10 protein-coding genes are annotated in these 12,310 nt (G+C 50.7%); 5 read left to right on the plus strand and 5 right to left on the minus strand.

Going from position 1 to position 12,310, the window contains the following annotated elements; translation table 11 throughout:
• Positions 1 to 3 precede the first annotated feature (3 nt).
• From DXA36_RS21415 to DXA36_RS21425, 3 genes are read left to right on the plus strand one after another with little or no spacing between them, the layout of a single operon-like run.
• The gene (locus DXA36_RS21415; RefSeq protein ID WP_243114705.1) at positions 4 to 951 is read left to right on the plus strand and encodes an ABC transporter permease; all 948 of its coding nucleotides are present in this window, start codon (positions 4 to 6) and stop codon (positions 949 to 951) included.
• 32 nt (positions 952 to 983) lie between these two features.
• Positions 984 to 1,856 (plus strand): carbohydrate ABC transporter permease, encoded by an 873-nt coding sequence (locus DXA36_RS21420; protein ID WP_118681496.1) that lies wholly within the window; start codon positions 984 to 986, stop codon positions 1,854 to 1,856.
• Complete coding sequence (locus DXA36_RS21425) at positions 1,856 to 2,845, plus strand: uroporphyrinogen decarboxylase family protein (RefSeq protein WP_118681497.1); 990 nt, start codon at positions 1,856 to 1,858, stop codon at positions 2,843 to 2,845. Before DXA36_RS21420 ends, DXA36_RS21425 begins: the two co-directional genes overlap by 1 nt.
• A gap of 19 nt (positions 2,846 to 2,864) precedes the next feature.
• Here the strand turns inward: DXA36_RS21425 and DXA36_RS21430 are convergent, their stop codons facing one another.
• The 3 genes from DXA36_RS21430 to DXA36_RS21440 are packed head-to-tail and all read right to left on the minus strand — an operon-like array spanning position 2,865 to position 5,001.
• Positions 2,865 to 3,779 carry an AraC family transcriptional regulator gene (locus tag DXA36_RS21430; RefSeq protein ID WP_118681498.1) on the minus strand — a complete coding sequence of 305 codons (915 nt, stop codon included), beginning with the start codon at positions 3,777 to 3,779 and terminating at the stop codon, positions 2,865 to 2,867.
• A gap of 4 nt (positions 3,780 to 3,783) precedes the next feature.
• Positions 3,784 to 4,536, minus strand: a complete 753-nt coding sequence (locus tag DXA36_RS21435; RefSeq protein WP_182479199.1) for a DUF975 family protein — start codon at positions 4,534 to 4,536, stop codon at positions 3,784 to 3,786.
• A 21-nt stretch (positions 4,537 to 4,557) separates the two neighbouring features.
• A complete protein-coding gene (locus DXA36_RS21440) occupies positions 4,558 to 5,001 on the minus strand; it encodes a hypothetical protein (protein WP_118681500.1) in 444 nt (147 codons plus the stop codon).
• A gap of 313 nt (positions 5,002 to 5,314) precedes the next feature.
• Here DXA36_RS21440 and DXA36_RS21445 point away from each other — a divergent pair, with 313 nt between their 5' ends.
• Entirely contained in the window at positions 5,315 to 8,023 is a 2,709-nt protein-coding gene (locus DXA36_RS21445) for a sensor domain-containing diguanylate cyclase (protein WP_118681544.1), read from the plus strand.
• Positions 8,024 to 8,187: 164 nt separating this feature from the next.
• Positions 8,188 to 10,572 (plus strand): Tex family protein, encoded by a 2,385-nt coding sequence (locus DXA36_RS21450; RefSeq protein ID WP_118681545.1) that lies wholly within the window; start codon positions 8,188 to 8,190, stop codon positions 10,570 to 10,572.
• A 77-nt stretch (positions 10,573 to 10,649) separates the two neighbouring features.
• Here DXA36_RS21450 and DXA36_RS21455 read toward each other — a convergent pair whose 3' ends face one another.
• Positions 10,650 to 11,336, minus strand: coding sequence for an alpha/beta fold hydrolase (locus DXA36_RS21455; protein ID WP_118681501.1), 687 nt, complete (start codon positions 11,334 to 11,336; stop codon positions 10,650 to 10,652).
• Between the two features lie 16 nt (positions 11,337 to 11,352).
• Entirely contained in the window at positions 11,353 to 12,120 is a 768-nt protein-coding gene (locus DXA36_RS21460) for a M15 family metallopeptidase (protein WP_118681502.1), read from the minus strand.
• Positions 12,121 to 12,310: the final 190 nt, after the last annotated feature.

The following is a 12,310-nucleotide window of genomic DNA, read 5'->3' on the forward strand; positions in this document are numbered from 1 at the left end:
GCAATGATGAAAAGAGGTACGCATGCAGCGCTGAAAGAACCTTTTTTTAAGAGACTGTGGAAAAACATGAGGTCGCATCCCCTTCTGTACATCATGATTTTACCGGTACTCGCCTATTTTCTGGTATATCATTACTATCCCATGTATGGAATGATCATATCCCTGTTTGACTATGTTCCCACGAAGGGTGTATTCGGAAGTGATTTCGTGGGACTGAAGCATTTCAAAGCCTTCCTGGGGGACCCCTATTTCTTCCGTACCATGCGGAATACCGTTTCCATCAATCTGCTGTTGCTTCTGTTCGGATTCCCTTTTCCGATCCTGTTTGCTATTTTGCTGAATGAACTCACCGGAACCAGGCTGAGGAAAATAACCCAGACCATTACTTATATGCCGCATTTCATATCTGCCGTGGTAATCTGCGGGCTTATGCTGGATTTCTGTAAAACAAACGGTGTTATCACCAGCGTTTTCTGCGCCCTGACAGGCCGGGAGGCCTCCAATATGTTCAGCCATTCCGCCTATTTCCAGCCGCTGTATGTGCTGATGTGTATCTGGCAGGAATTCGGCTGGGATTCTATTATCTATTTTGCCGCGCTGACCGGTATCGATCAGAGCCTGTACGAAGCCGCCGAAATAGACGGGGCGAACCGCTGGAAGAAAATCCTCCATGTCACCCTTCCCGGGATATCCCCCACGATTGTGATTCTTCTCATCATGCGCATCGGGAACATGATGACCCTGGGCTGGGACAAAATCCTGCTCCTTTATAATCCCATGGTCTATGAAAAAGCCGATGTTATATCCACATATGTTTACCGGATCGGACTGATGAATTTTGAATACAGCTTCGCTGCCGCAGTGGGATTTTTTAATTCCATCATTAATTTCATCCTTCTGATCCTGGCAAACACCGTGAGCCGGAAGGTGAACGAAACCAGCCTGTGGTAGACGCAGCGTATGCTGACAAAGTGAGGTGCAAAATGAAGAAAAAATTGAAACCGTTCCAGGTCGTGAATGTCCTGATCATGCTTTTTCTGATAGGAATTACTCTGTATCCCATGTATTATGTGGTGGTGGCCTCCATAAGCGATCCCATTCTTCTGAAATCCCATACGGGCCTTTTGTGGATGCCGCTGGGAGAAGCCACACTGGCGGGATACCAGAAAACCCTGGCCAATAAGAGCCTGTTCAACGGCTTTAAGATCACCCTGTTTTACCTGGTTGCCGGAACCCTGCTCCAGGTGGGGCTGACCAGCTTCGCCGCCTATGTGGTTTCCAGGAAATGCTTCCTGATCCGCAGAGGCGTGCTGAAGCTGATGATATTTACCATGTTTTTCAGCGGCGGGCTGATCCCCCTGTTCTTCGTCATCCGGAATACCGGGCTTTACAACACCATATGGGTATCCAGTATCCCTTATGCGGTAAGCGCTTATAACATGATCATCATGAAAACCTTCTTTGAATCCATCCCTGAGAGCCTGGAGGAGGCCGCTGTCATCGACGGGGCCAACGATTTCACTATCTTTTCCAGGATTATCATGCCTCTGTCCAAACCCGTGGTGGCGGTGATGATCCTGTATTACGGCGTGGGGCAGTGGAATTCCTGGTTTCCCGCAGCCATGTTTACCAGAGACAGGAAAATTTATCCTCTCCAGATGATACTGCGGGAAATCCTTATAGAGAACCAGGCGCAGAATGCGGATTCCCTCATCGCTGCCGTGGAAGATACCTTCAGCAGCGAGCTGGTGAAATACTGTACTATCATCGTATCCACCATCCCCATTCTGATTGTGTACCCGTTTCTGCAGAAATACTTTGAAAAAGGCGTGATGATAGGAGCGGTAAAGGGCTGATGGAACAAAAACGAGAAAATCTCCGGCGTATGCTGGAGGGGCTGCCCCATGAACATATCCCCGTAAGCTTTTTCCAGCATATGCAGCCGCAGGAGCTGCACGGGGAAGCCTGTGTGAAGGCCCATATCCGTTTTTATAAACGGACGGATCCGGATTTTCTGAAAATTATGCATGACGGCCTTACGGCCCCCGTCTGCCTTGACCTGACAAGCCTGGAGGAGCTGAAGGCCTACCGTCCGGGAAAGGATCGGAACCCTTATATAAGGGACTATCTGGACCGCGCCTGCCGCATCAACGAAGCCCTGGCGGGAGAGGCGGATACCTATAGCAATGTATTTACGCCCTTCACCCTTCTCCGGCGGATTGGGGATGACAGGCTGCTTGGATTCCTGAAGGAAGATCCGGGTGCGGTACGGGACGCCCTGCTTTTTCTGGGAGAGGATCTGGCCTGGCTGAGCGAAAGGCTGATAAAAGAAGCGGGCTGCCTGGGCATTTTTCTCGCAATGCAGGGAGCGGAAACCGGTCTTTTTGCCCCGGAAGAATTCACCGCTTTGGTGGCGCCGTCCGAACAGCTGGTAGTAACGGCCGCCGAGGAGAACTCCCCCTATAATATCCTGCATTTCTGCGGCTGGAACCAGATCAAAAACCAGCTGGAGCTTTGGCGGGATTATCCGGGAAATACGGTGAACTGGGCAGTATATGTGGAAAAACTCTCCCTGGAAGAGGGAAGGAAGTATTTCGGCATGCGCAACTGTCTGGGCGGTTTTGACAACCGGAGGGGAAAGCTGCTGTATTCCGGGACACAAGAAGAAATCCGGCAGGAAACCAGACATATCCTGGAAACCTACCGGCGTACATTCGGCAATACGGACGGGCTGATGCTGGGCGCAGACTGCTCCTTCCTGCCTGACTTTGAAACGGAACGGTTCTGCTGGGTAACGGAGGCGCTCCGCGAATGGGAGCGGGAGGGAAAAGCAGCCTTTGGATGAACGCATCCGGCATACCCGGTTATCCGGCGTGATAGGGAGCATACCTGGGATCTTTTTTGACAATGACGCGTCTGTCGTTGCGGAAGGCCTGGGGATTGCTCCCTACTATTTTGTGGAAATACCGGTTGAAGCTGGAAAGGGAATGGAAACCGGTCTGGAGGGCAATATCCAGAATGCCGGTTTCCGTACTGGTCAACAGCCGGCAGGCCTTTTGGATACGGACGGTACGCAGATACTGGAGCGGCGTCTGGCGGAAGCATTCCTGGAAATGGAGGAGGAACTGTCTTTGGGAAAGGCCGCACAGATAGGCCAGATGGGCCGTATCCAGCTCGGAGGCATATTCGGCATCCAGGTATGAAACAGCCGGGAAGAGCTGGGGCAGGGCGGAGACCGTCCCGCCGAAAACGGGACAGCTCCGGTGCTGCCTGTACAACAGCACAAGGAGCGTTTCCACCAGACCCCGTACGGCCTGGCGGTACTGTCCCTCTTTTTTTCGCAGCTCCTGCAGGATCATCCGGAGAAGCCTTGCCTGTTCCGGGAAACTGTCGGCAGGCAGTATTTTGGAAAAGTCCGTATACTGATACCAGGTAAACTCCCGCGGAAGGCCGCTGGGATAAAAAGGCGCCAGCAGCTGTTCCGGGTTAAAAAACAGATAGGTGCAGGATACCTCCCCCTCCTGAGGAGGGAAAAAGGAACCATGGGTAAAGAAAGGCGGGAGAAAACAGATATTTCCCGGTGTCAGGGAAAATACCCGGTTCTCCAGATTCCAGGTCATAGTTCCTTTGTTGCAAAAGGCGATTTCTATGCAGTTATGGAAATGGATAAAATCAATTTGCGGGGAAGTGCTTTTCCCCTCCATCAGGAGGATAGGAAACTCCTCCGCAAATTTATATTCCCTGTAAGTGATGGGAAGGCTTTTGTTATTGGCAGTCATCGCTTTATTCCTGTGAGGGATTGGTACGGCTGTGGTTATTCCGGTAGCTCATCAGTTCCAGATAGAAATTACAGAAGGCCGTGTTTGAATAAGGAATGACAAACAGCAGGCCGATGCAGCAGGTGAGCAGCCCCAGCAGATAAAGCGGGAGAAAGCTTACGCCCAGATAAAAACGGCGGGCCTTGTTCCCCTTCATGATTTCCCTGCTGTAACGCAGACACTGGACTGCTGTGAATTCAGGGAAATCCAGCATGACAAAATAGCTTTGGGAATACTGCAGGCTTATGATGGTGGAACCCACAAGACCGATGCAGAAGGTGACCGAAAGTAACAGGAGCATTACCGAAAAAGTCCCGTCAATAAAGGTAAATACGCCCAGGCATATAAAGAGCGGTACAAAAAAGGCGAGGCAAAGCAGGAGCTGCAATAGCTGAATCAATATGGCTTTATCCGGGTGGTTGGTGAAGCCGTAAAAAACATCACTGATTTTAATATTGCCCCCGCAGGAAACATTCAGGTACATATAGGTCTGCCCGGCAAGAAAAATACCGGCCAGAAGCTGCAGCAGGCATTCGATGACAAATTGTATGGTAAGCCCCGGCATGGTCCTGGTATCCAGGGAAAAAGTAGCCATGAAATTAATGGCCGTCATGATGACCTCCACCACGAGGATGGCGGGAACCAGAGTTCCGTATTTCCCAAGCATTTGCCCCTTTGCCTTGGCTTTCAGTTCGGCTGATGATGCGTGTCTGTCCATAGATGAATACTCCTTCATATCCTAATAACGTCCCGTTCCTTCTTCAATCTGGTTCCACATATCGTCAAAGCTTTCCCCGTAAAAATATTCCGAATACTGGTTCAGCTGCCTGTGGAAATCCTCTTTATAAGAAGGATTGGTGAAAAGCATAACCATAACGCTTCCCACAACAAGAACATTGATAACCATTCCCAGAATGGCGGTGAGCATGCCAACCTTGGCGTTGGGAAGCATGGCCTTGTCATTTCCCTTGGACAGAAGCCCCAGGATGACAGCAAGCCCTCCGCAGATAACAGGCGGATAAACCGTACCGAAAAACGCGGAAATAACGGCAATAATCCCCAGAATCATGGAAGCGGCGGCAAAACTGCTTCCGGGATGGCGGGTGGGCGGTGTATAGTATGGAGGATAACCGGAATTGTTATTCTGGTAAGGCGGGATCGGCCCGTTGTTGTAGTTATCCATAACAAAATCTCCTTTATGCAGACTATGATGCCGGATCGCTCCCGGAACAGGGGGATCCTTATCGTTGCTATTGTAGCACGTTTGGGAGCGCTGTACAAATGAAAAAAGTATGAAGTGCGCGCTGTTGGTTCTGCGGTTACTGTTACCCGCCGTCCCATTCTCTTTTCCGCAAAAAGGGTTTCCTTCTTCTGCAAAAAAGACTATAATCAGACTTATATTGTGTTCAGATGCCAAATCATGTAAGCAGCAGGCATATCAGTTTACATAAAAAGTTTCTTTTGCAGGAAATGAAAAGATAGGATGAATGAAGCATATGAAAAAGAAAATAATACCGATAACATTATTTGCTGTCCTGCTCTTATCGGGCGTATGGTCACTGCTTTCTATACTCAGCATCCAGGGAAATGCCCGGGTCATCAATTATACCGGAGTGGTACGCGGGGCATCCCAGCGGCTGATAAAAGAGGAACTGTACGGAGAGCCGAATGACGCACTGATCAGCCGTTTGGATCAGATTATAGATGAGCTGCTGACCGGGAAAGGAAATAACCGCCTTGTTAAAATGCAGGATCCGGACTATCAGGAAGCGATGGGGGTTCTGAAAGACAGCTGGATTTCCATGAAAGAAGAGATCGGTAACGTAAGGCAGGGCAAATCTGCGCAGACGCTCTACCAGCTGAGCGAAGCATTTTTCCAGGAAGCCGATCTGGCGGTATCCAGGGCGGAAGATTATACTGAAAAACAGGTTAATGATACAGTCAAAATCTTTTGTGCCCTCTTTGTTCTGGTAGCCGCAGGAAGCTGTTTGTTTGTGGTCAATGAATATCGGGGCCGGCGGCGGCTCAGGCAGATTGAAGCTGCCGAGGCGGATAACCGGAAGGAAAAAGAGAAATTAGAGAAAATGACCGTCGCTCTCCGGGCACCGCTGGACGATTTGTCGGAGCTGATGTATGTGGCGGATCTGGAGAACTATGATCTGCTGTTCTTTAACAGGACGGGCCTGCGGAATTTTGAACTGGAATCCTACGAAGGGAAAAAGTGCTATCAGGTGCTGCGCGGACGGGATACCCCCTGCGAAAACTGTAAGCAGCATGTGTCGCCTGACGGGGATACCTATACCTGGGAGGACACCAACCCGGTTACAGGCCGCCATTATATGCTGAAGGACCGTGAAATATTGTGGGAAGGCCGCCCTGCACGGCTTGAAATTGCCTTTGACATCACGAAAGCCGAGGAGGAGAAGCAAAAACTCAGATATACCCTGAAAATGGAAGATATGATTATGGACTGCGTACGTACTCTGTACCAGGGGCAGAAGCTTGCCGAGACGATTCCCCGGATTCTGGAAAACCTTGGCGAATTCCTGGAAGCGGAGCGATGCTATATTTTCATGGTGCATGACGGTCTTGCTTATAACGAGTTCGAATGGTGCGGACAGGGTGTCACACCGCAGCGGGAAAACCTGCAGGATTTGCCGCTTTCCTTCTTTGACAGCTGGATGCCCAGGTTTAACCGGCGGGAATGTGTGCTGATAACGGATTTGGAACAGATCCGGGACAGTTCCCCCGAAGAATACGACATCCTGAACAGCCAGAACATCCACAGTCTGGTGGCGGCCCCGATGGAACGCAGCGGCGCATTCTGCGGTTGTCTTGGTGTGGATAATCCTCCGGAGGAAAGGCTGCCTTATATCGGTACCATGCTGCAGACATTGTGCTATTTCCTGATGCTCTCTATCAAACGTGCGGAGGATGAGGAGCAGCTGGCACATCTTAGCTTTCATGACACACTTACCTCCTTTTATAACCGCAACCGCTATATAAAGGATTCGGAAGCCCTGCAGAACTCCCATATTCCGGTGGGGGTTGTCTATCTGGATGTTAACGGGCTGAAGGATGTGAACGATAAAAGAGGCCACTCTTACGGGGACAGGCTGTTAATGGAGGCGGCAAAGCGTCTCAGGGAGGTGTTTTATGACGCGGATTTATACCGGATCGGCGGTGATGAGTTTGTTGTGATCTGCCGGTACGTGGAAGAACAGGCATTCAACGAGCGGCTGCAGGAACTGAAAAGGCGGTTCCGGGAGGACAACGACTGCCGTGCGGCAATCGGCAGCCAATGGTGTGCGCAGCTTGCGGATATGAATGAAATAACCTCACAGGCCGACGCGCTCATGTATGAGGACAAAAAGGAATTTTACAGGAAAAATCCGACCTCAAAGCGTTATCGCCACCAGAGCGATGATTTGCTGGAGCTATCCAACCCCAACATCCTGGAGACGGAGATTATAAAAAACCGTTTTGTCGTGTATATGCAGCCCAAGGTATCTTCCAATGACCTTACGGCCATCGGCGCCGAGGCATTGATCCGCTATTATCCCGATGCGGGGACACCGGTCCTGCCCGGTAATTTTCTGCCTATGCTGGAGGAAACACGGACGATCAGCCAGATTGATTTTTTTGTTTTTGAGTCGGTCTGTTCCCGGATTAGAAAATGGCTGGATATGGGAAAAGAGGTCTATCCCGTCTCCATCAATTTTTCTCCGCTTACGCTGGCCCAGCCATCCTTTGTAAAGCAGCTCTGTTCCCTATGCGAAAAGCATGAAATTGCCACAAGGCTTTTGGAAGTGGAGATCACGGAGGGTGTCATGGAATCGGAGGAATCCGATTTGCTGAACCTGGTCCATCAGCTGCGCCGGGCGGGATTTGTTGTGGCGCTGGCCGGCTTTGATACGAATGCCGAAGGGATCCGGCTTCTCAGTTCTGCTGAATTTGACGTCCTGAAGCTGAATAAGGGGATGATTGTTGATGTCCTGCAGAATCTGGATGCCATAGTTTCCATTGTGGATACCTGCCGGAAAAAAGGGATCCGGCTGGTTGCTGAGGGGATAGAAACGGAGGAGCAGATGCAGGAGCTATGCAAATGCGGCGTAGAGCTGTTACAGGGCTTTTTGTTCAGCAAACCCATTTCCATGGAAGAATATGAGGAAAAGTATCTTACTGCGGAAGGATACCGGAGATGAAAATCGGACAGGCACTTGAAAAGGGAGGCCGCTTTCAATTATAATGAAGGACAGGTGAGTGCCAATTCACAAAGTAGTTGAAAGAAAGGAAGCTCCATAGAGGCGGAAGCGCTGCGGATACACGTATCGGCGGGTTTTTGCGGGATAGGGGGCAGTGTAAACGAATGGATATTATAAGGAAACTGACGGAAGAGCTGAAGGTGGAACGATGGCAGGTGGAAGCCGCCGTCAAATTGATTGATGAGGGAAACACGATTCCTTTTATTTCCCGGTATCGGAAGGAGGTTACGGGTTCGCTGGATGATGAGCAGCTGCGTAACCTTTTCGAACGGCTGAATTATCTGCGTAATCTGGAGGAAAAGAAGGAACAGGTTCTTGCCGGTATAGAGGAGCAGGGGAAGCTGGATGAGGAGCTTAAGGCCAAAATCCTGGCAGCGGAGACGCTGGTGGTTGTGGAGGATCTCTATCGGCCCTACCGGCCGAAGAGAAGAACCAGGGCCAGCGTGGCAAAGGAAAAAGGGCTGGACGGGCTGGCGGAATTCATCCTCGCCCAGGAGACGCGGGTTCCTCTGGAGGAAGAGGCGGCGAAATATGTAAGTGAGGAAAAAGGTGTGGAGTCGGCTGCGCAGGCTCTTCAGGGTGCGAAGGATATCCTCGCGGAGGCGATATCCGATGAAGCGGATTATCGTATTTATATCCGGAATATTACCTTTGAGGAGGGAAAAATCAGCAGTACGGCCAAGGATGAAAAGGCAGCCAGCGTGTATGAGATGTATTACGCCTATGAAGAGCCGCTGAAAAAGGCGGCGGGACACAGGATCCTGGCGCTGAACCGGGGGGAAAAGGAAAAGTTCCTTACAGTTAAAATAGAAGCGCCGGAGGAACGGATTCTCAGGTTCCTGGAGAAAAAAGTGATCACAAAGGAGAATCCGGTCACGGGGCCTGTCCTTCAGGAAGTGGCGGCGGACAGCTATAACCGGCTTATCGCACCGGCTATTGAGAGGGAAATCCGCAACGAACTGACGGAAAAAGCGGAGGACGGAGCGATTTCCGTGTTCGGAAAGAACCTGGAGCAGCTGCTGATGCAGCCTCCTATTGCCGGGAAGGTGGTTCTTGGCTGGGATCCGGCCTTCCGTACAGGGTGTAAGCTGGCGGTGGTGGACGCCACCGGGAAGGTGCTGGACACGAAGGTTATCTATCCCACAGCTCCCCAGAATAAGGTGGCGGAAGCCAAGGCGGAGCTGAAGCGGCTGATTAAAAAATACGGCATATCGCTGATATCCGTAGGAAACGGGACGGCGTCCAGGGAATCCGAGCAGATCATCGTGGATCTGATCAGGGAGCTGGATGTGCCGGTCCAGTACATTATTGTAAACGAAGCCGGCGCGTCGGTTTATTCCGCGAGCAAGCTGGCAACGGAAGAATTCCCTAATTTTGATGTGGGGCAGAGAAGCGCCGCTTCCATCGCAAGACGGCTTCAGGATCCCCTGGCGGAGCTTGTGAAAATCGATCCCAAATCTATCGGCGTGGGGCAGTATCAGCATGACATGAACCAGAAAAAGCTGGGAGAAGCCCTGAATGGCGTGGTGGAAGACTGCGTGAATAAGGTAGGGGTGGATTTGAATACGGCTTCCGCCTCCCTGTTGGAATATATATCCGGGATTTCCAAAACCATTGCCAAAAATATAGTGGATTACCGGGAAGCAAACGGCCGATTTACCAACAGGAAACAGCTTTTGAAGGTAGCCAAGCTGGGGCCTAAGGCATTTGAACAGTGTGCAGGTTTTATGCGCATTACGGATGGGGATAATCCGCTGGATGCCACCAGCGTGCATCCGGAATCCTATGAAGCTACCATGAAGCTTCTGGATACGCTGGAGCTGTCCATGGAGGATGTAAAAAAGCTGCAGGCGGAAGCAAAGACCATGAAGGCCGGACGGAAGCAGCAGGCAGCGGCTCCCGCAAAGCCCAAGCCGCAGAAGCAGGTAGTTATCCGCAATACCAATACGGCTATGGGAAAGGCGCTTGCGGCGGCTATGGGAAACACGGCCCTTCAGGAAGAGCCGGGAAAGAATGGCACAGTATCCGGTACCGGCGGGGGAAAAGAAGGGGCCGCCGGAAGCAAAGCAGCAGCTTACGGATTGGATCGGCGGGTTAAGGATAAGGAAAAAATGGCACGTGAGCTGGGAATCGGAGTAATCACACTGACGGATATCCTGAAAGAGCTGGAGAAGCCGGCAAGGGATCCCAGGGAGGACATGCCCGCTCCTATTTTAAGAAGCGATGTGCTTGATATGAAGGATTTGAAGCCGGGAATGATTCTGAAGGGTACGGTGCGCAACGTGATTGATTTCGGTGTTTTTGTGGATATCGGAGTCCATCAGGATGGGCTGGTGCATATCTCCCAGATTACCGAACGCTTCATTAAGCATCCGCTGGAGGCTGTGAGCGTTGGTGATATTGTGGATGTGAAGGTGCTGGATGTGGATTTGGCTAAGAAGCGGATTTCCCTGACCATGCGTCTTGACAGGGAAGCTTTGAAAAAATAAAAAGAAAATGATAAACAGGCAGGGACTATCAAGAAAAGAAGCCCTGCCTGTTTTATCGGTAACTATAGTGCCGCCGTTTATTTGCGTTCCGTAAAAAAGGCATCCACACTCCGGTTAAAAGCTTCCCATTTTTTGGAAGCAATAAAGTGATCCCCTTCCAGGATGGCAAGTTTGCTGCCGGGGATGGACCGGGCTATGAGCTGGGTGTGGCTCAGCCGGATCATATCTTTGGTGCCGGCGATGACCAGAACCGGCATATTCAGGGAAGCCAGTTCCCCGGGGGCAATACACGGCTGGGTAACCATAAGTCCCAGCATTTCTTTTTTGGGGATCGCTTTTTTGCTGAATAGAGAAAGGAAGGAAACGATTCCATAACCGATTATAATCGGGATCTGTACCGAACGTTTCACCCCTTTGGGAAAGAGATCCGCGCCGTTGAGAATCAGGCGGCGGACCCGGCCCGGATTCTTCAGTGCAAAAAGAAGGGCGATGTTGGCCCCGTCGGAAAAGCCCAGGATATCCGCTTTCCCTATCCCTTTTTCATCCATAAAATCCTTCAAATCCAGGGCGAACTGCTCCAGCGTGAAGGGGGCGGTGCCCCGGGGAGATTTCCCGTGCCCTCTCGTATCCGGCGCGTATACGTGAAAAGTTTCCTGAAAGTAATCTATCTGGCGGCAGAAATAATCCGAATTTTCACCGTTACCATGAAGGAGAAGCAGCGGCGGGCCGCTTCCCTTTTCCACATAATGCAGTTGAATGTCCATAGGTTCCTCCCTGAGATCAGTCTGCGGGCAGGCTTTTCTGGAAATGCTGGTAATCCTTCATGGTTTTCCAGCTGCCGCCCCAGGTAAATCCATATTCCTTAAAAAGCTGGTAGCACAGGTCGTTTTTATCAATTTTACAGGGGAACTCCTGACTCCGGTCTGCGTAGATAGCACTGGCGGCTGGGGAGACCCTTCTTTTGCCATTCGGATAAGTAACGTAGGGATTATAAAGGGGATTGATATCAATTGCCATACCATAAGCATGCCTGGACAGGCTTGAGGTGCCGTCAACCACCCGGTAATTGAAGCAGGAGGTATTGTTATCCTCCATGGATAAGGTATCGTCCCCGTCATATTCATCTATCAGGCGTATTTTTTCAATGGGATAGCCGGCTGTATAAAGCGCATAGAAAATCTCCGCCAAATCCTGGGCAATGGCCTTATTGCATATGATTTCCCCCACCTGGGGAAGGCCCTGGAAATTGATATGCATTACCTGCAGATATCTTAGATCCTCATAAGGAACAATACATCCCTCTCCATAGGATATCCCGGTTATCCGTTCCTTCACCGCTTCGCTCAGGGACTCGTAAAAAAATCCTTCCTGATAGGTGACACGGTCAGCCTGGGGCACGGCAGCAGCAGAGGTCCCGCCGCCGTCCGGGGAGGCGCCCGCCCCCTGTATGCCTGCCGCGCTTAAGGGCAGGGGGATGGCGGCACAGAATACCAGACAAAGCACAAACAGTAATGCGGGCGTCAAAACCCGCTTTTTTCTTATTTTCATAATAGGAGTCCTCCAAAGATAATTTCCGTTATCTGACCTTTATTATAATCTATGCATGCCTGCCTGGCAAAAAGAATTTACATAAATATAAAATGATTGAAACTGCACAGTTTTTGGGGGAATAGGATATAGAAGGATACCGCGGGGATTTTTATAATAAAAGGACAGACTGAGAGAGGAAGGTAAAGAA

Origin of the sequence: Eisenbergiella sp. OF01-20 (genome assembly GCF_003478085.1) — a bacterium.
In the GTDB taxonomy this organism is placed as follows: Bacteria; Bacillota; Clostridia; order Lachnospirales; family Lachnospiraceae; genus Eisenbergiella.